A 21,117-nucleotide genomic window follows, 5' to 3' on the forward strand; every position below is an offset into this window, starting at 1 on the left:
CGTCGGGCCTAACGACGCGGAGGGGTTTTTTTATGTGCATTTTTAACTATATCGCCTGTAAAAAGAGGTCACACCCATGAGCACTTTAGGTCATCAATACGATAATTCCCTGGTCTCTAACGCGTTTGGTTTTTTGCGTCTGCCGCTGAACTTCCAGCCGTATGACAGCGACGCCGACTGGGTGATCACCGGCGTTCCTTTTGATGCGGCAACCTCCGGTCGCGCGGGCGGGCGTCACGGCCCGGCGGCGATTCGTCAGGTTTCCACCAACCTGGCCTGGGAAGGCAACCGCTTCCCGTGGAACTTCGATATGCGCGAGCGCCTGAACGTTGTCGACTGCGGCGACCTGGTTTACGCCTTTGGCGACGCGCGCGAAATGAGCGAAAAACTGCAGGCGCATGCGGAAAGACTGCTGGCGGCCGGGAAGCGTATGCTCTCCTTCGGCGGCGACCACTTCGTCACTCTGCCGCTGCTGCGCGCTCATGCGAAGCACTTTGGCAAAATGGCGCTGGTGCACTTTGATGCCCATACCGATACCTACGCCAACGGCTGCGAATTTGACCACGGCACCATGTTCTTCACTGCGCCGAAAGAAGGTCTGATCGATCCGAATCACTCTGTGCAGATCGGTATTCGTACGGAGTTCGACAAAGACAACGGGTTTACCGTACTGGATGCCTGCCAGGTGAACGATCGTTCCGTGGATGACATCATCGCTCAGGTGAAACAGATCGTCGGCGATATGCCGGTGTATCTGACCTTCGATATCGATGCGCTGGATCCGGCGTTTGCACCGGGAACCGGTACGCCGGTGATCGGCGGACTGACCTCCGATCGCGCGATCAAGCTGGTGCGCGGCCTGAAGGATCTGAACATCGTCGGCATGGACGTGGTGGAAGTGGCGCCGGCCTACGATCAGTCCGAGATCACCGCCCTGGCGGCGGCGACCCTGGCGCTGGAAATGCTCTACATCCAGGCGGCGAAAAAAGGCGAATAAACCTTACGCGCTCACTGCTGCTGCGCGACGCATGCGCAGCAGCAGCATTCCTCCGGCCAGCAGCGTGATCGCCTGCGAGGCCACCAGTACTGAAAATCCTGAACTCACCGATCCCGCCGACTTCATCACCATTCCCATCAGCAGCGGAATAAATGCCGCACAGATGTTACCCACGCCGTTAATAATGCCGTAGGCGCTGCCCACCGCCTGGCGCGGCGCATGATGCTGCACCACCGCCGGTATCGCCGCGCCCTGCAGTCCCCAGAAGATATTGGCCGACAGCATAAACAGCGCCAGCAGGGCCGGCTGCTGGCTAAGCATCAGCGCTATAACCGAACAGGCGGTCAGCAATCCGCCGACGATAAACAGCAGCGGCGCCTGCTCCGGGCGCAGCTTATCGAGCAGCACGCCGCCGAGAAATTTCGAACCGAGGCTGAGCAGGAAAGGGATCGCAGCCAGCAAACCGGTGGCCTGCAGCGAAAAGTGGTGCTCATCACGTAGCCAGGCCGGCAGCCAGGCGCTGCTGCCCCACAGATAGCTGAGAGTGGCAATCTCAACCAGCAGGATCCAGCCGAGAAGCGGCGTATGCCAGGCCAGCAGAAAGGTCTGGCGGAAGCCGGGACGGGCGCTGTTCATCGGGGCTGCCGGCGCCGGTAAGAAGCGCCAGATCGCTCCGCCGCCGAGGACCAGGTTGAGCCCCGCCAGGCTGTAAAACGATCCCATCCACCCCTGGTGCTCGACTAAAAAAGTGACCAGCGGAAAGCCCACCGCCAGCCCCAAAGAGACCCCCAGGGCGGTGACGGCATTGGGCTTGCCGATCTCTTCGGCAGAGAAGTTATCGCTAATAAAGCGCGTTTTAAGGGAAAACAGCGGACCTTCCGCGATCCCGAGGATAATCCGCGCCAGCAGCATCCCCATCAGCGAGCCCAGCAGCGGCGAGATGGCGCAGATCAGCGCCCATATCACCACGCTGCTTAACAATCCCTGTCGATAATGCAGCTTACTTTCTATAACTGGTGTTAATAATAATGCCGAGAATCCATAACCCAGAAGAAAACAGGTCATCAGCATTCCCTGTAACATTCTGTTTTCATTTAAATGAAAGTGGCTGGCAAAATCGGGGTTAAGAATCATCACCGAAATATTCACCCGGTCAATGTAAGAAATAATTATAAGTAGCAATAATGCGATTGTTCCCTGCCATTTTGCGGTCATCGTTATTCTTCTTCCTCGCTCATTGATGGATCGTTATTATTATTTTTAAATAGCAGTGATAATCACGCATGTAAAATGGTTCATCAGTGAAACTCATTGTTTTAAATGATTAATTTAAACTTGTGTTTCATGGGTGAAACTTGATGACGCACTGCTTTTATCATTTTTAATGACTATTTAGAAAGAAAGTCAATAGCTATTCACGAGGTTTTTAGCGAGCGCTTAATTTAATTCCATATCACTCTTTAAATATCACAATTTCATATTGCCACTTTTTTTCGTGATCAATTGCACACTTAGATAATTAAACCGCGCTTGGTTAACAAATTCTTCACATTGCCGCTTGACGAAAGATTGAACGCTTTTATATTGACCGTATTAAATAAGAAACAGAGTTTCATATATGAAACAAAAGCCTGGAGGATCGTGATGAGCTGGATAGGCGTATGTGACGCAGAGCAAGTACAGGAAGATTTCCCTTATAGCGGCAACATCGACGGTAAAGAAATCGGTATTTATCTGATTGATGGCGAGTACTACGCGCTGGAAGACGTGTGTCCACATGCCTATGCGCTGTTAAGCCAGGGATTTGTCGAAGACGGCAAAGTGGAATGCCCGCTGCACGAAGCGGTATTCGACGTTAAAACCGGCCAGTGTCTGCATGGCCCCGGCGGGCGCAACCTTAATCGTTATCCGGTGCGGGTATACGACAATCAGATCCAGATTACCTTTATCGAGGAGAACGTGGCATGAGTGAATCCCTGGATTTTAACCCGGCGCTGCCGGAAAGCCGCCAGTTTACGCCGCCTGCGGAAGGCGGGAACGGCAACATCCATAAGCCTGGCGATTATCACAACCTTATCTGGCAAACCCGCAGTCGCGTTGCGGAAAGCTGGGAGCTGGAACTTATCGCGACCCTTGAAACGCTTTTCGAACAGGGGGCGGAGAGCCTGACGCAGCTGGTGGACGGGCTGAATGCCCTGAAGATGCACGATCGGCAAGGCGATGCCTGGAGCGAAGAGAGCTTTCGGGTGTTTTTGCAGGTAAACGGATACTGAGGGCACGGCGATGACGACAACGGTACAAAACTATCTCGATAAAGGTTTACGTGGCCTGTGGTATCCGGTTCTGGCGAGCTGGGAAGTGCAGTCCGCTCCGGTGGGTATTACCCGTCTCGGCGAACAAATTGTGGTGTGGCGTAACAAAGACGGAGAGCTGCAGGCGCTGGAAGACCGCTGCCCGCACCGCGGTGCCCGTCTGTCGATGGGCTGGAATCTCGGCGATCGTATCGCCTGCTGGTATCACGGCGTGGAAGTGGCCGGGAATGGCGAAGTTAAAGATGTTCCGGCGGTCGACAAATGTCCGCTGGTGGGCCAGCAGTGCGTGCGCAGCTACCACGTCCAGGAAGCGCATGGCGCGATATTCCTGTGGTTTGCGGCCACCCCCGACCAGCAGCCCGAGCCGCTCACCTTCCCGGAAGAGCTGGCCGATAGCGACAAATACAGCAACTTCCTCTGCACCGCCGCGTGGAAATGCAACTATCAGTACGCGCTGGAAAACGTGATGGACCCGATGCACGGCACCTACCTGCACTCCTCTTCGCACTCAATGGCGGAAGGCGACCGTAAAGCTGACATGGTGCTGCAGCCAACGAAAACCGGCTTTATCTTTGAGAAGAAAGGCCAGAGCGGCGTCAACTTCGACTGGGTCGAACTGGGCAACAGCGGCGCTTACTGGATGCGCCTGTCAATCCCGTACAAAAAGCGTTTTGGGCCGGGCGGCCACTTCTGGATCGTCGGCATGGTGGTGCCGGAAGATAACGACAACTGCCGGGTCTTCTTCTGGCGTATTCGCGGCGTGCAGGGCTGGCAGCGCGATCTGTGGCGCTTTATGTATCGCAACCGTCTGGAAAAACTGCACTGGGAAGTGCTGGAGCAAGATCGCGTGGTGCTCGAAAGCCTGGCGCCGAACGCCCGCGATCACGAATACCTGTATCAGCATGACGTCGGCCTTTCCCGTCTGCGGCGGATGATGCAAAAAGCGGCGAAAGAGCAGCTGGCCGCGCGCGAAGAGCAGCAGGGAGCGGCCTGATGAACGGGCTGTTAACCGGCAAACGTATCGTGATTACCGGCGCGGCGCGCGGTCTGGGCTTTCATTTTGCCAAAGCCTGCGCGGAGCAGGGCGCTGACGTCGTGATGTGCGACATCCTGCAGGGCGAACTGGCGGAGAGCGCTCATCGTCTATGCGAGCAGGGTTATCGCATTGAATCACAGGCGATCGATCTGGCCGATGCTTCATCCATCGAGGGGGCGTTCCTCGCGATCGGCGAACGAGGAAAGATCGACGGCCTGGTCAATAACGCGGCGATGGCCACCGGCGTCGGCGGTAAAGACATGATCGACTACGATCCGGATCTGTGGGATCGGGTGATGTCGGTAAACGTCAAAGGCACCTGGCTGGTGACCCGGGCGGCGGTACCGCTGCTGCGCGAAGGGGCCGGGATCGTCAACGTCGCCTCCGACACCGCGCTGTGGGGCGCCCCCCGGCTGATGGCCTACGTTGCCAGCAAAGGGGCGGTGATCGCCATGACGCGCTCGATGGCCCGCGAACTGGGCGAGAAGCGCATACGTATTAACGCCATCGCGCCGGGGCTAACCCGCGTGGAGGCAACGGAATATGTCCCTGCCGAGCGCCATCAGCTGTACGAAAACGGGCGCGCGCTGAGCGGCGCCCAGCAGCCGGAAGATGTGACCGGCAGCGTGGTGTGGCTGTTAAGCGACCTGTCGCGGTTTATCACCGGACAGCTGATCCCGGTCAACGGCGGATTTGTTTTTAACTAAAGAGGCGAGGCGGTATGGCAAACGTTCAGGAAGTGAAATACCTGGTGCCGGGGCTGGAGCGGGGACTGCAGCTGCTGCTGGCATTTGGCGAGCAGCATCGCGATCTGACCTTTGCCGAGCTGCATCGGCTGGTGGATATGCCGAAAGCGACCGCCTATCGCGTGGTGCAAACGCTGGAGTATATGGGGTTTCTCGAGCGCAACGCGCGTACTAATACCTTCTCGCTGGGGATGAATGTCCTGCGTCTGGGTTTTGAATATATTGCTTCACTGGATGTGGCGCAGGTCGGCCAGCCGGTGATAGAGCAGCTGCGTGATACCAGTCAGTGCAGCAGTCATCTGGCGATCCGCGACGGTCGGGACATTATTTACATCGCCCGCGTCAGCGCCGCCGGCTCACGGATCAATCAGGTCAGCATCGGTACCCGCCTGCCGGTTCACTGCACCTCGCTGGGCCGCATGTTGCTGACCGATGTCTCGCGCGGCGAGTTTGAGCAGCTGTTTCCCGATGAGCGGCTGCCGGGCAATACGCCGGGGCAACTTCACGATCGCGAAGCGCTATGGCAGATGGTGCAGCAGGATAAAGCGCGTGGCTATGTGATTGGCGAATCTTTCTACCGCCACGGCATCTCCTCTATTGTTTACCCGGTCTACGATCGCAGCGGTCGGGTAGCGGCGGTGGTCAGTATTCTGGTGCCGTCGGATGAGATCCCGCAAAGCGATCGGGAACGGCTGCAAAGCGACGTCAGCCTGGCGGCGGACAAAATTTCTGGCTTTTTAGGCTACCTGTCACAAGCCAGTTAAATCAATAAGTTAACATCAGGCGCTTGAGTGCGTCGGGGATGTTTTACGCCCAAATCAGGGCGACAGAACGGTAAAGAGGCTACGAACGATGAGTGTAACCGGAATTGAAAAGCTGGAATTTGGCGTCGACGACCTGACTCATTGCGCCAGGTTTATGCGTGATTTTGGCCTGGCGGGCGACGCCAGCGGCCAGCGTTTTACTACCTTAAGCGGCGCGCGGGTGGAACTGAACCCGATCCATAGCCCGGATCTGCCGCCGGCCTTTGAAGCGGGTAACACCCTCCGCCGTATGACCTGGGGCGTGGCGGATCGGGCGGCGCTGGATGCTCTGCGGCCCAAACTGTCCCGGCAGCCCGCTTTTCGTGAGATTGATGGTGCCCTGGAGTGCCAGGATCCGAACGGCATGACGCTGCGCGTACAGGTCACTCAGCAAGTCGCGGTGACGCTGAACGTTGAGCCGATTAACCAATGGGGCGATGTGCGCCGGATTGATACGCCCAGCCCGGTATATGACGGCGCGCAGCCGATCAACGTAGGCCACGTGGTGTTCTTCGTCGAAGAGCTGGCGGCGGTCGAGGCCTTCTATCGTGACGTGCTCGGTTTCCAGGTTTCCGATCGCTACATCAATCGTGCGGTATTCCTGCGCTGCGGCGTACGCGGCGGCCACCACAACCTCTTTTTATTGCAGCTCCCCAACCGCAAGCGCGGCCTGAACCACGTGGCCTTTACCGTCCGCGATATCCATGAAGTGATTGGCGGCGGCATCGCGATGAATAAGAACGCGTGGAGCACCTTTATTGGCCCCGGCCGTCACCCGGTCTCTTCCGCCTATTTCTGGTACGTCAACAGCCCGACCGGCGGCGCTTTTGAGTACTACACCAACGATGATTTCCTGACCGAGAACTGGCGCCCGCGCGAGCTGGAACACTCGCTGGTCTCCTTTACCGAGTGGGCGGTGGAAGGTGGGATCGACCACGATACCCGCCGCCAGCAGAAAAAGCCGGAGGCGGTATGACGGCGCGGATAGTCATTATCGGCGGCGGCCAGGCGGGGGGCTGGGCGGCAAAAACCCTGCGTGACGAAGGCTACGACGGTGAGATTTGCGTGGTGGCGGAAGAAGAGTGGGATTTTTACGAGCGTCCGCCGCTGTCAAAAGCGACGCTGCTGGAAGCCGATGCGCCGCTGCCGCGTCTGTTCAGCGAAGAGGTTCAGCAGGCGTTAAACCTTCGCTGGTTCCGCCCGCTGCGCGCTGAGGCCATCGATCGCCAGAGCAAAAGCGTTCATCTGAGCAACGGCGAACAGCTCGGCTATGACCAGCTGCTGATCGCCACCGGCGGTCGTGCCCGCCTGCCCGGCGAAGCCTGGGCGAAACAGCCTCAGGTTTACACGCTTCGCCACTGGCAGGATGCGCAGCGCCTGAAGCAACGGCTGGCGACCACCGCGCGGCTGGCGATTGTCGGCGGCGGCTGGATTGGTCTTGAGATTGCCGCCTCGGCGCGAAAAAGCGGCGTCGCGGTCACCTTATTTGAACAGCAACCGCTGCTGTGTATGCGTTCGGTAAGCGCGGAAGTGTCGCAGGAACTTGAACGGATCCATCGCGATCGGGGCGTCGATATTCGTTGCGGCTGCGGCGCGCTGGAGCTGGAGGATGATGGCGGTCTGCCGGTAATTCACTGCGATGGTCAGCGGGAAATCTTTGATGCGGTGGTGGTAGGGATCGGCGTCGATCTCAATCTCGAACTGGCGCGGGACGCGGGACTGGCGGTCGAGCGCGGGATCGTTGTCAACGCCCTGGGGCAGACCAGCGATTCGGCGATCTTCGCGGTCGGAGATGTGGCGCAGCATCACCAGTATGGTCTGTGCATCCAGTCCTGGGCCTTTGCCCAGAATCAGGCGGTGGCGACGGCGAAAGCGATGCGGAACCCGCAGGCGGCCGGCTACGCCGACGCGCCGTGGCTGTGGTCGGATCAATATGCCGACAATATTCAGATCCTCGGCATTCCGCAGCCGGGAACCCGGACGGTGGTTCGCCGCGATCCCAAAGGGCCGCTGTTTTTCTCGATCGATGCTGACGGTCGCCTGACTCAGCTGGTGGCGTTTAACGACGCCCGCACCGTCAAGCTGGCGAAACGCTGGATGGCTACGGGGAGAGATCTTTCCGCCGTACCGCTCGATGACCTGGCCTTTTCGCTGATGTCATTGCGATAAGACCCGCGCACCCTTAAGGGGGAGAGATGACCACATTAGAGACAAACACCGCGCCGCTTGAGGCAGGCGGTGAGGGCGTCCACACGCCTGAAAAAGCGGTCCGCTGGGCGATTCCACTGTCGCTGCTGGCCTGCGTACTGCTGGCGTTCTTCGACAAAATCAGTATTGCCGCGCTGTTTTCCGATAGCCATTTCCAGCAGGCGATGGGGATGGATTTTGACACCACGCGGCTGGGGATTCTGATGAGCGCCTTCCTGCTGAGCTACGGGTTTTCCTCGGTGCTGCTCAGCGGGCTGGGCGACCGTATCGCGCCGCTGCGCCTGCTCACCGGGATGATGGTGGTGTGGTGCATTTTAATGGTGATGATGGGCTTCACCCATAACTACACCGTGATGGTCACCCTGCGCATTCTGCTCGGCATTGCCGAAGGACCGCTGTTTCCGCTGGCGTTCGCCATCGTCCGCCACACCTTTCCGCAGCGGCTTCAGGCGCGGGCCACCATGCTGTGGCTGCTCGGGACACCGGTCGGCGCGGCGATTGGTTTTCCGCTGTCGATTTGGTTGCTCAATACCTTTGGCTGGCAGAGCACCTTCTTTGTGATGGCGATGCTGACGGTGCCGGTGCTGATTTTCGTGCGCATCGGCCTGAGCGGGGTGCAGCTGGAGAGCAAAGCGTCCGGCGAAAAGGTCTCCCAGGAGGCGCGCCGCGCGGCGCGGCGGGAGCTGTTCGTCAGCCCGCATTTCTGGATGATTTGCGTGTTTAACATCGCCTTTCTGGCCTATCTGTGGGGCATCAACGGCTGGCTGCCGGGCTATCTGATTAAAGGCAAAGGTATCCATCTGGAGCATGCCGGTTGGCTGTCGTCAATGCCGTTTATCGCCATGCTGCTGGGAGAAGTGATCGGCGCCTGGCTCTCCGATCGTCTTGATAAACGCGCGGCTGCCTGCTTTATCTCGCTGGCCGGGGCGGCGGTTGGCCTGGCGGCGGTGATGCACTTCGCCACCCCGCTGACGGTCATTGCGGCGATGAGTTTCAGCACCTTTATGTGGGGCACCGGCGCACCCAATATTTTCGCTCTGCTGGCCAAGGCGACCCATCCCCGGGTCAGCGCCACGGCGGGGGGCATTTTCAACGGGCTAGGGAACTTTGCGGGCGCCCTGTCGCCGGCGGTGATGGGGGCGCTGATCGCCTTCACCCACAGCATGGATTCCGGGCTGATTTTTCTGGCGGTGATGGCGGCGGTGGGCTGCGTCCTGTTACTGCCGCTGCTGAGACGTTACTGAGGATAAAACGATGACTGATTCAACCGTAACTGCAAAACAGGGTATCAAACCGGAACATCTGACGATGGAAGAGTGGGTAGAGTCGCGTATCGCGCGCTTTGAGGGACGGAAATATGACTGGAACGCGCTGAAATTCCAGGCCGATTTCGACCCGAAATATCGTCGCGCCCAGATGCGCTATATCGGCACCGGCGCCACCGGCGTGGCGAGCGATACCAATACCGTCGCGGCGGAAAACTTCACCTTCTCCACCATGGTGCTGCCGGCGAAATGTGAAGGGCCGCTGCACCTGCATGATGATGTGGAGGAGGTGTTCTTCATGCTCAAAGGGCAGATAACGCTGATGATTCAGGATGGCGACAGCTATACCGAAACCGTGCTGCGCGAGCGCGATCTGATCTCCGTCCCGGCGGGTATCTACCGCGGGCTGTTTAACCACGGTGAGGAAGAGGCGCTGATGTGCGTGATGCTGGGCACCCGCAAGCCGAATATCCCGACCTATCCGGAAGATCACCCCCTGTCGAAAGTAAAACGGAATTAAGGAGGCGGTATGACGGGTTTTCGTGAACAAGGGCACGGCACGCCGCTGGTGCTGTTACACGGCATCAGCTCCGGCGCGGCTTCCTGGCATAAACAGATGGCGCTGTCCGGCTATCGCGTGCTGGCCTGGGATATGCCCGGTTATGGCGAAAGCCCGATGCTGCCGGTTGAGCAGGCGAATGCGGGCGATTATGCCGATGCGCTGGCGCGCCTGCTGGACCACGCCGGCGTTGAGCGGGCGGTAGTGGTGGGGCATTCGCTCGGTGCGCTGGTGGCCAGCGCCTTTGCGGCGAAGTATCCCCGCCGCGTGCGCTATCTGGTGTTAGCCGATGTCGCACAGGGGTACGGCCAGGCGGAGCCGGAACAGCGGGAAAAAGTCTGGCAGAGTCGCCAGCAGCTGATTGCGTCAGGCGCAGAACGGCTGGCGCAAAACCGGGCGGCGAAGCTGTTGCATCCCTGTGCGGCGGAGGCCGATGTCGCCACCGTTGCCGCCGGAATGCGCAAGCTGCGTCGTGAGGGCTATCTGGCCGCGGCGTGGATGCTGGCGCACGACGATATTCACCGCTGGCTTGGCGATTATCACGGCCGGTTTGAGGTGTGGTGCGGTGAGCAGGACGCTATCACGCAGCCGGAGCTGGTGCGTGGTCTGGCGCTACGCTACGGCATGGGTTACACGGCGATTCCGCACGCGGGGCACGCCAGCTATCTCGATAATGAAACCTTTTTTAATCAACAGCTTTTACGGGTAGGGGAAGAGGTGCGCGATGAATGCACAAATTGAAGGCCGTGTAGCGGTAGTCACCGGAGGATCGTCAGGGATCGGCTTTGAAACGCTGCGTCTGCTGCTGGGCGAAGGGGCGAAAGTCGCCTTTTGCGGCCGCAATCCCGACCGGCTCGCCAGCGCGCATGCCGCGTTGCAGAACGAGTATCCCGGAGCGGAGGTTTTCTCTTACCGCTGCGACGTCCTGAAAGAAGACGAGGTGCAGGCCTTTGCCGATGCGGTAGCGGATCGTTTTGGCGGCGCGGACATGTTGATCAACAACGCCGGGCAGGGCTACGTGGCGCATTTTGCCGATACCCCGCGCGAGGCGTGGTTGCATGAGGCAGAGCTGAAGCTGTTCGGGGTGATTAACCCGGTAAAAGCCTTTCAGGCGCAGCTGGAGCGCTCGGATATCGCCTCGATTACCTGCGTGAACTCGCTGCTGGCGCTGCAGCCGGAAGAACACATGATCGCCACCTCCGCCGCCCGCGCGGCGCTGCTTAACATGACGCTGACGCTGTCGAAGGAGCTGATTAGCAAAGGCATTCGCGTGAACTCCATTCTGCTCGGCATGGTGGAGTCCGGGCAGTGGCAGCGACGCTTTGAAAACCGCGCGGACAAGCGCCAGAGCTGGCCCGAGTGGACGGCGGATATCGCCCGTAAACGCGGGATCCCAATGGCGCGGCTCGGTAAGCCGCAGGAGCCTGCGCAGGCGCTGCTGTTTTTGGCCTCGCCGCTGGCATCGTTTACCACCGGCGCCGCGCTGGATGTCTCCGGCGGTTTTTGCCGTCACCTGTAAGGAGCCATCATGAAAAAAATTATGCTTATCGGCTATGGCGCCATGGCGCAAGCGGTGATTGAACGGCTGCCCCCGCAGGTCACGTTAGGCTGGATTGTCGCCCGGGAGGCTCACCATGCGGCGATTCGCGCCCGCTTTGGCGATGCGGTGACGGTACTTGACGATCCGCAATCCTGTACGGAAGCCCCGGATCTGGTACTGGAGTGCGCCAGCCAACAGGCGGTCGCGCAATATGGCGAAGCGATTCTCGCGCGCGGCTGGCATCTGGCGGTGATCTCCACCGGCGCGCTGGCCGATAGCGCGCTCGAACAGCGTTTATATCAGGCGGGCGGCAGGCTGACGCTGCTCGCTGGCGCGGTGGCCGGCATTGACGGACTGGCGGCGGCAAAAGAGGGCGGTATTGAGCGCGTGACCTATCAGTCGCGCAAAAGCCCGGCCAGCTGGCGCGGAAGCTACGCGGAAATGCTCATCGACCTCAATGCGGTCAGCGAAGCGAAAATCTTTTTTGAGGGCAGCGCCCGCGAAGCGGCACGCCTGTTTCCGGCGAATGCCAACGTGGCGGCAACCGTGGCGCTGGGCGGTATCGGCATGGACGACACGCGGGTGCAGCTGATGGTCGATCCGGCCACGCGGCGTAACACCCACACGTTACATGTTGAAGGCGCGTTCGGGGAGTTTCGCCTCGAGCTGAGCGGTCTGCCGCTGGCCGACAATCCTAAAACATCGACCCTGGCGGCACTGAGCGCGGTACGCGCCTGCCGTGAACTGGCGCAACGCTAAGAGGCGGCAATGGACGAATTAACGATTTTTATCGGCGGTCGCTGGCGCCACGGCGGCGGCAATCTGATGCACAGTTACTTTCCGGCGGACGGTTCGGTGAACGCGACGCTGCGGGCGGCCAGTCTCGACGATCTGCAGGACGCGATGACCTGCGCCGAGCGTGCCTGGCGGGAACCAACGTGGCGCAACATGCTGCCCCATCTGCGGGCAAAGATCCTGCATAAAGTGGCGGATATTATCGAATCCCGTCTTGATGAGTTGGCGCGGATGCAAAGCCGCGACAACGGCAAGCCGCTGGCGGAAGCGCGAGGCCTGGTGATGAGCGCGGCGGGCAGCGCCCGCTACTTCGCCGCCGCCTGCGAGCTGCTGGAAGGAGAGCTGCCGACGCCGCGTCAGGCAGACCTGCTGACCCTGAGCCGCTACGAGCCGCTGGGCGTGGTGGCGGCGATCACCCCGTGGAACTCGCCGATCGCCAGCGAAATGCAAAAAGTGGCGCCGGCGATCGCCGCCGGCAATGCGGTGATCCTCAAACCCGCGGAAGCGACGCCGCTGATGGCGCTGGAGCTGGCGCGGATCTTCGAGCAAGCCGGTTTGCCTGCGGGGCTGCTGAGCGTGCTGCCGGGGAAAGGATCGGTGATTGGCGATGCGCTGGCGCGTCATCCGCTGGTGCGCAAAATTTCGTTTACCGGCGGCACCAGCACCGGACGTCATCTGGCGCACGTCGCGGCGGAAAAGCTGATCCCGGCGTCGCTGGAGCTCGGCGGAAAATCGCCGACCATCGTGCTGGAAGATGCCGATATCGAACAGGCGGCGCGGGGGATCTGCTACGGCATTTTCAGCTCAGGCGGCCAGGCGTGCATCGCCGGTTCGCGGCTGTTTGTGCATGAAAAAGTTTACCCGCAGCTGATGGCGCGGCTGCTGGAGCTGACGCGCGGACTGCGTATTGGCCATCCGTTCAGCGACGATACCCACATCGGGCCGCTGATTAATGAACAGCACCGTGACGGCGTGCTCGCCTACGTCGAACTGGCGAAACGCGAAGGCGGGCGGGTGCTGTGCGGAGGGGAGATTCCGGCCGATCCGGCGCTGGCGGCAGGCAGCTACTTCCAGCCGACGATCGTCGAAGGGCTGACGAATCAGGCGCGGGTCTGTCAGGAAGAGATCTTCGGCCCGGTGCTGGTGGCGATACCCTTCAGCGATGAGGAGACGCTGATCCGCGAAGCCAATGACTCGGTCTATGGTCTGGCGGCGGGGATCTGGACGCGGGATAGCGGGCGCGCCCTGCGCTTAAGCGAACGTCTGGAAGCCGGGACGGTGTGGATCAACACCTATAAGGTTTTCTCTATTTCGACCCCGTTCGGGGGCTTTAAAGAGAGCGGTCTGGGCCGCGAAAAAGGGATTCAGGGGCTGAAAGCCTGGATGCAACAAAAGAGCATTTATCTGGCGACGGGTAATAGCGTGAATCACTGGTGCGATTGAGAGAAGGGTGAGCAATGAGCGAAATGATAACCGTCGGCGAAGCCATCGCCAGAACGCTGGAGCAGTACAACGTTGAGGCTATTTACGGCGTCATCTCTATTCATAACCTGCCGGTTGCCGATGCCATTGGCCAGCGCGGCAATATCCGCTTTGTTCCGGCGCGTGGCGAGGCCGGTTCGGTGACCATGGCCGATGCCCACGGTCGCTTTTCCGGCCTTGGCGTCGCGCTAACCAGCACCGGCGCCGGGGCGGGGAACGCAGTCGGGGCGCTGGTGGAGGCGATGAATGCCGGTACGCCGCTGCTGCATCTGACCGGTCAGGTAGAGAAAACCTGGCTGGATGCGGATACCGGGTTTATTCACGAAACCCGCGATCAGCTGACCTTCCTGAAAGCCAGTTCGAAACGCGCGTATCGCATCAGCAACGCCAACCAGGCGATCGCCATTTTGCACAAGGCGATTCAGGAAGCGCGGACGCCGCCGTGCGGGCCGGTATCGGTGGAGATCCCGATTGATATTCAGGGAGCCAGTATTCCCCTGGCGCTGGTCACAGCCCCGCTGCACATCGCGCCGGCGCCGCCGGTTGCTCAGACAACGGTGGATACCCTGTGGGCGCAGCTCAGGCAGGCGAAACAGCCGCTGCTGTGGCTGGGCGGCGGAGCTATCGGTAGCGAAGCGGCGGTGAAAAAACTGGCGGATGCGGGGATCACCGTGATCTCCAGTACTCACGGGCGCGGCGTGCTGCCGGACAGCCATCGCGCCAGCCTGCGCGCCTTCCATAATTCGCCTTCCGTTGAGGCGCTGATGGCGCAATGTGATTTCACCCTGGTCGCGGGCTCGCGTTTGCGCAGTAACGAAACACGTTCCTGGACGCTGGAACTGCCGTCACCCCGCGTACAGATTGATATCGATCCGGCGGCGGCCAGCCGTAACTATCTGATGGACAATACGCTGATCGCCGATTGTCCGGCTTTACTGGCGGCGCTGGCGGCAAAAGCGCAGGGGCGTGAATGGGGCAATGGTCACTGGGACGCACAGGTAAAAGAGGCGGTGACGCTGGCTGAGCACGGGCTACGTGAACAGTGCGGCGCCTATGCCCGGCTGAATGATGCTATCGAACAGGCGCTGCCTGATGACGGCATTCTGGTCCGCGATATCACCGTCTCCGGCAGCCTGTGGGGCAGTCGCTTGTTCCGTGCAAATGGCCCGCTGATGAACGTGCATTCGCTGGCGGGGGCGATTGGAATGGGGCTGCCGATGGCGATCGGCACGGCGATTGCCAACCCGCAGCGTAAGATAGTCGGCCTGGTCGGCGACGGCGGTCTGAGCCTGAACCTCGGAGAGCTGGCGACGCTGGCGCAGGAAAAAGCTAACGTCACGCTGATTATCATGAACGATGGCGGCTATGGCGTTATGCGCGGTATTCAGGATAAGTATTTCGGCGGTCGCCAGTATTACAACGAACTGCACACGCCGGATTTCACGCTGCTGGCACAGGCTATCGGTCTGCAGGCGTGGAGCGTGGAGCGAGCGGAGGATTTCACCTCGGTGATGACCGAAGCGCTGGCGACGCCGGGGCCGTCGGTGGTAGAGGTCAGGATGGGGCAGATTGGCGCGCTGCGTTTTGCCGGACCGCCGCAGAAGACGCTGTACTAAGCTCTCTTCCCCTCTCTGCGGCGCAGAGAGGGGAAGGGGAGATTATTTAATACCGTCTGCCTTCATGCGATCGCGGATATGCTGAGCACGTTCTTCGGAGGCCGGGTGATCGTCAAACATTGAACTTTGACGCCCGGCTTCCAGTTTAGCCAGCTTCTCGAAGCTGGTGGCCAGTCCGCCCGGATTAATCCCGCGTTTACGCAGCAGGTCGTAGGAGTAGTCGTCCGCTTCGGACTCCTGGCGCTGGGAGAACTGCGAGTTCACCAGCTTTTCGCCCAGATCGCCAAGTTGAGATTGCGACAAGCTGCCGACGATACCGCCCGCCGAGGCGGCGGCGGCGCGAACGGCGTTGGTGCCGAGCGCAACCTGCATACCTTTCTTCACGTGGCCGAGGGCGACGTGGCCCATCTCATGGCCGATTACCGCTTCAACTTCGTTATCGTTCATGATGTCCATCAGGCCGCTATAGACGCGGATGCAGCCATTAGCCATCGCGAATGCGTTGACGTCCTTGGTTTCATACACTTTGTAATTCACCGGCTGACCGTTGATATTGTCGCCAAGCGCGGCGGCGATTTTATTCAGACGCTTGCTGTATTCGCTGCTGGCCGGCGACAGGGTGGCTTTGCTATCCATCTCTTTGCAAGCCTGGTCACTTAAGCTTTTAACCTGAGCATCGCTCAGGGAATAGGCCTGAAAAGCTTCGGCGCCCGAACTGAGAAGGGCGTTAGAGTCCATGTTCTGACATCCGGTGAGGGTTGCTGCGATCCCAAGGGCAAGAATAGTTGAGCGAATTTTCATTTTTATCTTCCACACTCGTTCGATGATCTGACTGAAAAAGGCAACAATAAGGCTGTCGCATCCTGTACAAATTATAAAGACTATTGCGCGGCGCGGGCGAGAGGATTCCGGGGCAGCACAACGTGTTCCGGAGATTTCTTAAACCACAAAAGGATGCTCCATGTACATGCTTTCGCGCTTGGGTTACATTGTTGACACTTTTTTCTGGCGTAGCCCAAAACGCGCTCTCGTCAAGTCGTTAAGGGTATGGCCTTCAACAGTCCGAACTGGAGTCAAAATGTCCTCACGTAAAGAGCTTGCTAACGCTATTCGTGCGCTGAGCATGGATGCTGTACAGAAAGCCAAATCCGGCCACCCGGGTGCCCCGATGGGTATGGCTGACATTGCCGAAGTCCTGTGGCGTGATTTCATGAACCATAACCCGCAGAACCCGGCCTGGGCCGACCGCGACCGCTTTGTGCTGTCCAACGGCCACGGCTCCATGCTGATTTACAGCCTGCTGCACCTCACCGGTTATGATCTGCCGATCGAAGAGCTGAAAAACTTCCGTCAGCTGCACTCTAAGACGCCGGGCCACCCGGAAGTGGGCTACACCGCTGGCGTAGAAACCACCACCGGCCCGCTGGGTCAGGGTATTGCTAACGCCGTGGGCATGGCTATCGCGGAAAAAACGCTGGCCGCGCAGTTCAACCGTCCGGGCCACGATATCGTTGACCACTTCACCTACGCCTTCATGGGCGACGGCTGCATGATGGAAGGGATCTCTCACGAGGTCTGCTCCCTGGCCGGTACCCTGAAACTGGGTAAACTGGTGGCGTTCTATGATGACAACGGTATCTCCATCGACGGTCATGTGGAAGGCTGGTTCACCGACGACACCGCTAAACGTTTCGAAGCCTACGGCTGGCACGTGGTGCGCGGCGTTGACGGTCACGACGCAGACGCCATCAAACGTGCGGTAGAAGAAGCGCGTGCGGTCACCGACAAACCGTCCCTGCTGATGTGCAAAACCATCATTGGCTTCGGTTCCCCGAACAAAGCGGGCACCCACGATTCTCACGGCGCGCCGCTGGGCGATGCAGAGATTGCGCTGACCCGCGAACAGCTGGGCTGGAAATACGCGCCGTTCGAAATCCCGTCTGAAATCTACGCACAGTGGGATGCGAAAGAAGCAGGCCAGGCGAAAGAAGCGGCCTGGAACGAGAAGTTCGCTGCTTATGCGAAAGCCTTCCCTCAGGAAGCCGCTGAATTCACCCGTCGTATGAAGGGCGAAATGCCGGCTGACTTCGACGCCAAAGCCAGTGAATTTATCGCTAAGCTGCAGGCTAACCCGGCGAAAATCGCCAGCCGTAAAGCGTCGCAGAATGCGATTGAAGCGTTTGGCCCGCTGCTGCCGGAATTCCTCGGCGGCTCTGCTGACCTCGCGCCGTCCAACCTGACTCTGTGGTCTGGTTCGAAAGCGATTAACGAAGACACCGCCGGTAACTATATCCATTACGGCGTGCGTGAATTCGGCATGACCGCGATCGCCAACGGGATCTCCCTGCACGGTGGCTTCCTGCCGTACACCTCCACCTTCCTGATGTTCGTGGAATATGCCCGTAACGCGGTGCGTATGGCGGCGCTGATGAAACAGCGTCAGGTGATGGTCTACACCCACGACTCCATCGGTCTGGGCGAAGATGGCCCGACGCACCAGCCGGTAGAGCAGGTGGCGTCCCTGCGCGTGACCCCAAACATGTCCACATGGCGTCCGTGTGACCAGGTGGAATCGGCGGTGGCGTGGAAATATGGCGTTGAGCGTCACGACGGCCCGACCGCGCTGATCCTCTCCCGTCAGAACCTGGCGCAGCAGGATCGTACTGCAGAGCAGCTGGCGAACATCGCTCGCGGTGGCTACGTGCTGAAAGAGTGCGCCGGTCAGCCGGAGCTGATCTTCATTGCCACCGGCTCTGAAGTGGAGCTGGCGGTTGCCGCGTGGGATAAACTGACTGCCGAAGGGGTGAAGGCGCGCGTGGTCTCCATGCCGTCTACCGACGCGTTCGACAAGCAGGATGCGGCGTACCGTGAATCAGTGCTGCCGAAAGCGGTCTCTGCTCGCGTGGCCATTGAAGCCGGCATCGCCGACTACTGGTTCAAATATGTCGGCCTGAATGGCGCTATCGTTGGCATGACCACCTTCGGTGAGTCTGCGCCGGCAGAGCAGCTGTTCGAAGAGTTCGGCTTCACCGTCGACAACGTGGTCGCGAAAGCGAAAGCGCTGCTGTAGTCGTTATCTGCCCGCTTATCCGGGCGATAACAGCAGAAAAAGCCGGGCTAAACGCCCGGCTTTTTTTTGACGCCGTTATTCCCGATAGCCGCCGACAGATTGCGTATTATTCCATCCAAAATGTGATGTACGTCAGATAACTCACTTCTTCCGCTGGACAGACATTCCTTTTATTCCTCGTTTCGCTTATTCTAGCTGAAGCGTTTCAGTCGTTTAAATGTTCGACAATTAATCAATCAGTCGCAGTTTGCGACGGGTAAGGTTTCCCTTCGGGCGTTGCTGGATTACTCTGTCAGCCATCTCAAATCAGGGACAACCTTGCAGGAGACCTATGACCATACGCATCGCGATTAATGGCTTCGGTCGCATAGGACGCAACGTGGTTCGCGCTTTATATGAATCCGGGCGTCGTGCGGAAATTACCGTGGTGGCCATCAACGAGCTGGCGGATGCCGCGGGCATCGCGCATTTGTTGAAATATGACACCAGCCATGGGCGCTTTGCCTGGGATGTTCGCCAGGAGAGAGAGCAGCTGTATGTCGGCGATGATGCCATACGTCTGCTGCATGAACCTTCGATTGAGGCGCTGCCCTGGCAGGAGCTGGCGGTTGATATTGTTCTCGATTGTACCGGTGTTTACGGCAGCCGTGAGCATGGCGAAGCCCATATTCGGGCAGGGGCAAAGAAAGTGCTCTTTTCCCATCCCGGCAGCAGCGATCTTGACGCGACCATTGTATTTGGCGTGAACCATGATGAGTTGCGTACGGAGCATCGTATTGTTTCCAACGCCTCCTGCACGACCAACTGCATTATCCCGGTCATAAAACTGTTAGATGATGCCTACGGCATTGAGTCAGGAACGGTAACGACAATCCACTCCGCCATGCACGATCAACAGGTGATCGACGCTTATCATCCGGATCTGCGCCGTACGCGCGCGGCCAGCCAGTCGATTATTCCGGTCGATACCAAACTCTCTGCGGGGATCACGCGAATTTTCCCGCAGTTTAACGACCGTTTCGAGGCAATTGCGGTCCGCGTACCGACGATTAATGTGACGGCGATTGACCTTAGCGTGACGGTGAAAAAACCTGTAAAGGCTAATGAAGTCAACCAGTTGCTGCAAAAAGCAGCACAAGGTGCATTTCATGGTATAGTTGACTATACGGAATTGCCGTTGGTCTCGATAGATTTCAACCACGACCCACACAGCGCCATCGTTGATGGCACCCAAACCCGGGTCAGTGGTGCTCATCTGATCAAAACATTGGTCTGGTGTGATAATGAATGGGGCTTTGCTAACCGGATGCTCGACACGACGTTAGCGATGGCCGTTATTGGTTTCAGGTGAGACATCCCTGCGCAACATTGTTCGTGATGGAGCGTATGGCGTCTGCAAAACTTTAAGAATCATTGAGAGGATTCACCATGTCTGTAATTAAGATGACCGATCTGGATCTGGCTGGTAAACGCGTTTTTATCCGTGCCGATCTGAACGTACCAGTCAAAGACGGGAAAGTAACCAGCGACGCGCGTATCCGTGCTTCTCTGCCGACCATTGAGCTGGCGCTGAAACAGGGTGCTAAAGTGATGGTCACTTCTCACCTGGGTCGTCCGACCGAAGGCGAGTACAACGAAGAATTCTCTCTGCTGCCGGTTGTTAATTACCTGAAAGACAAACTGTCTAACCCGGTTCGCCTGGTTAAAGATTACCTGGATGGCGTTGAAGTTGCCGCCGGTGAACTGGTCGTTCTGGAAAACGTTCGCTTTAACAAAGGCGAGAAGAAAGACGACGAAGCGCTGTCCAAAAAATACGCGGCGCTGTGCGACGTGTTCGTTATGGACGCCTTCGGTACTGCACACCGTGCGCAGGCTTCTACCCACGGTATCGGTAAATTCGCCGATGTTGCATGTGCTGGCCCGCTGCTGGCCGCTGAACTGGACGCGCTGGGTAAAGCGCTGAAAGAGCCGGCTCGCCCGATGGTTGCCATCGTGGGTGGTTCTAAAGTTTCCACCAAACTGACCGTTCTGGATTCCCTGTCTAAAATCGCTGACCAGCTGATCGTCGGTGGCGGCATCGCCAACACCTTCGTTGCCGCTCAGGGCCACAACGTGGGTAAATCCCTGTACGAAGCTGACCTGGTTGACGAAGCGAAACGCCTGCTGACCACCTGCGATATCCCGGTTCCGACCGACGTTCGCGTGGCAACTGAGTTCTCCGAAACGGCGACCGCGACGCTGAAATCTGTTAACGACATCAAAGATGACGAGCAGATCCTGGACCTGGGCGATGTTTCTGCACAGAAACTGGCTGATATCCTGAAAAACGCTAAAACTATTCTGTGGAATGGTCCGGTTGGCGTATTCGAATTCCCGAACTTCCGTAAAGGGACTGAAATCGTGGCTAACGCCATCGCTGACAGCGAAGGTTTCTCCATCGCCGGCGGTGGTGACACCCTGGCAGCGATTGACCTGTTCGGCATTTCGGACAAAATTTCCTACATCTCCACTGGCGGCGGCGCATTCCTCGAATTCGTGGAAGGTAAAGTCCTGCCAGCAGTAGCTATGCTTGAAGAGCGCGCTAAGAAGTAAGTTTGATCAGGCGGGGAAATCCCGCCTGTTTTGCAAATAAAATTCAATTTGTTGCTCTAAATAATTCGTGTTGCCGGAAGGTGGCGACAGCGCGAA

At 58.8% G+C, this 21,117-nt stretch carries 20 protein-coding genes; 18 read left to right on the top strand and 2 right to left on the bottom strand.

Going from position 1 to position 21,117, the window contains the following annotated elements:
- Positions 1-76 precede the first annotated feature (76 nt).
- Positions 77-997, top strand: a complete 921-nt coding sequence (gene speB / locus DSD31_RS04090; RefSeq protein ID WP_004867471.1) for an agmatinase — start codon at positions 77-79, stop codon at positions 995-997.
- Between the two features lie 3 nt (positions 998-1,000).
- Here the strand turns inward: speB and DSD31_RS04095 are convergent, their stop codons facing one another.
- A complete protein-coding gene (locus tag DSD31_RS04095; protein ID WP_054829379.1) occupies positions 1,001-2,212 on the bottom strand; it encodes an MFS transporter in 1,212 nt (403 codons plus the stop codon).
- 429 nt (positions 2,213-2,641) lie between these two features.
- Between DSD31_RS04095 and DSD31_RS04100 the strand changes: the two genes are divergently transcribed.
- The 14 genes from DSD31_RS04100 (at position 2,642) to DSD31_RS04165 (ending at position 15,359) form a co-directional block, all read left to right on the top strand.
- Positions 2,642-2,965 (top strand): Rieske (2Fe-2S) protein, encoded by a 324-nt coding sequence (locus DSD31_RS04100; RefSeq protein WP_004151769.1) that lies wholly within the window; start codon positions 2,642-2,644, stop codon positions 2,963-2,965.
- Positions 2,962-3,270 (top strand): recombinase-like helix-turn-helix domain-containing protein, encoded by a 309-nt coding sequence (locus DSD31_RS04105; RefSeq protein ID WP_004867467.1) that lies wholly within the window; start codon positions 2,962-2,964, stop codon positions 3,268-3,270. The genes DSD31_RS04100 and DSD31_RS04105 overlap by 4 nt, the downstream gene beginning before the upstream one ends.
- Before the next feature lie 10 nt (positions 3,271-3,280).
- Positions 3,281-4,303 (top strand): aromatic ring-hydroxylating oxygenase subunit alpha, encoded by a 1,023-nt coding sequence (locus DSD31_RS04110; RefSeq protein ID WP_004867464.1) that lies wholly within the window; start codon positions 3,281-3,283, stop codon positions 4,301-4,303.
- Positions 4,303-5,052, top strand: a complete 750-nt coding sequence (locus tag DSD31_RS04115; protein WP_015585758.1) for an SDR family oxidoreductase — start codon at positions 4,303-4,305, stop codon at positions 5,050-5,052. The genes DSD31_RS04110 and DSD31_RS04115 overlap by 1 nt, the downstream gene beginning before the upstream one ends.
- Positions 5,053-5,066: 14 nt before the next feature.
- On the top strand, positions 5,067-5,855 hold the full coding sequence (locus DSD31_RS04120; protein ID WP_004867460.1) for an IclR family transcriptional regulator: 789 nt from the start codon (positions 5,067-5,069) through the stop codon (positions 5,853-5,855).
- Positions 5,856-5,943: 88 nt separating this feature from the next.
- Positions 5,944-6,870 carry a VOC family protein gene (locus DSD31_RS04125; RefSeq protein WP_004867458.1) on the top strand — a complete coding sequence of 309 codons (927 nt, stop codon included), beginning with the start codon at positions 5,944-5,946 and terminating at the stop codon, positions 6,868-6,870.
- A complete protein-coding gene (locus DSD31_RS04130; protein WP_032718236.1) occupies positions 6,867-8,063 on the top strand; it encodes an NAD(P)/FAD-dependent oxidoreductase in 1,197 nt (398 codons plus the stop codon). Before DSD31_RS04125 ends, DSD31_RS04130 begins: the two co-directional genes overlap by 4 nt.
- Before the next feature lie 26 nt (positions 8,064-8,089).
- On the top strand, positions 8,090-9,346 hold the full coding sequence (locus tag DSD31_RS04135) for an MFS transporter (RefSeq protein ID WP_015585761.1): 1,257 nt from the start codon (positions 8,090-8,092) through the stop codon (positions 9,344-9,346).
- A 10-nt stretch (positions 9,347-9,356) separates the two neighbouring features.
- On the top strand, positions 9,357-9,887 hold the full coding sequence (locus tag DSD31_RS04140) for a cupin domain-containing protein (protein WP_004867451.1): 531 nt from the start codon (positions 9,357-9,359) through the stop codon (positions 9,885-9,887).
- A gap of 9 nt (positions 9,888-9,896) precedes the next feature.
- Entirely contained in the window at positions 9,897-10,667 is a 771-nt protein-coding gene (locus DSD31_RS04145) for an alpha/beta fold hydrolase (RefSeq protein WP_048023408.1), read from the top strand.
- The gene (locus DSD31_RS04150) at positions 10,651-11,445 is read left to right on the top strand and encodes an SDR family oxidoreductase (protein WP_015585763.1); all 795 of its coding nucleotides are present in this window, start codon (positions 10,651-10,653) and stop codon (positions 11,443-11,445) included. The genes DSD31_RS04145 and DSD31_RS04150 overlap by 17 nt, the downstream gene beginning before the upstream one ends.
- A gap of 9 nt (positions 11,446-11,454) precedes the next feature.
- Positions 11,455-12,225, top strand: a complete 771-nt coding sequence (locus DSD31_RS04155) for an aspartate dehydrogenase (RefSeq protein WP_113990844.1) — start codon at positions 11,455-11,457, stop codon at positions 12,223-12,225.
- 9 nt (positions 12,226-12,234) lie between these two features.
- Positions 12,235-13,704 (top strand): aldehyde dehydrogenase, encoded by a 1,470-nt coding sequence (locus DSD31_RS04160; protein ID WP_032718234.1) that lies wholly within the window; start codon positions 12,235-12,237, stop codon positions 13,702-13,704.
- A 14-nt stretch (positions 13,705-13,718) separates the two neighbouring features.
- Positions 13,719-15,359: a thiamine pyrophosphate-binding protein gene (locus tag DSD31_RS04165; protein ID WP_032718233.1), complete on the top strand. Its 1,641-nt coding sequence runs from the start codon at positions 13,719-13,721 to the stop codon at positions 15,357-15,359.
- Positions 15,360-15,401: 42 nt separating this feature from the next.
- Here the strand turns inward: DSD31_RS04165 and loiP are convergent, their stop codons facing one another.
- Positions 15,402-16,160: a metalloprotease LoiP gene (loiP, locus tag DSD31_RS04170; RefSeq protein WP_004867438.1), complete on the bottom strand. Its 759-nt coding sequence runs from the start codon at positions 16,158-16,160 to the stop codon at positions 15,402-15,404.
- A gap of 277 nt (positions 16,161-16,437) precedes the next feature.
- Here loiP and tkt point away from each other — a divergent pair, with 277 nt between their 5' ends.
- The 3 genes from tkt to pgk all read left to right on the top strand — a co-directional run bounded on the left by tkt (position 16,438) and on the right by pgk (position 21,021).
- The gene (tkt, locus tag DSD31_RS04175; protein WP_004867436.1) at positions 16,438-18,429 is read left to right on the top strand and encodes a transketolase; all 1,992 of its coding nucleotides are present in this window, start codon (positions 16,438-16,440) and stop codon (positions 18,427-18,429) included.
- A gap of 331 nt (positions 18,430-18,760) precedes the next feature.
- A complete protein-coding gene (epd, locus tag DSD31_RS04180) occupies positions 18,761-19,780 on the top strand; it encodes an erythrose-4-phosphate dehydrogenase (RefSeq protein WP_113990845.1) in 1,020 nt (339 codons plus the stop codon).
- Positions 19,781-19,857: 77 nt separating this feature from the next.
- The gene (pgk, locus tag DSD31_RS04185) at positions 19,858-21,021 is read left to right on the top strand and encodes a phosphoglycerate kinase (RefSeq protein ID WP_004867431.1); all 1,164 of its coding nucleotides are present in this window, start codon (positions 19,858-19,860) and stop codon (positions 21,019-21,021) included.
- Positions 21,022-21,117: the final 96 nt, after the last annotated feature.

This window comes from Klebsiella sp. X13 (assembly GCF_003323835.1).
Taxonomy (GTDB): domain Bacteria; phylum Pseudomonadota; class Gammaproteobacteria; order Enterobacterales; family Enterobacteriaceae; genus Klebsiella; species Klebsiella ornithinolytica.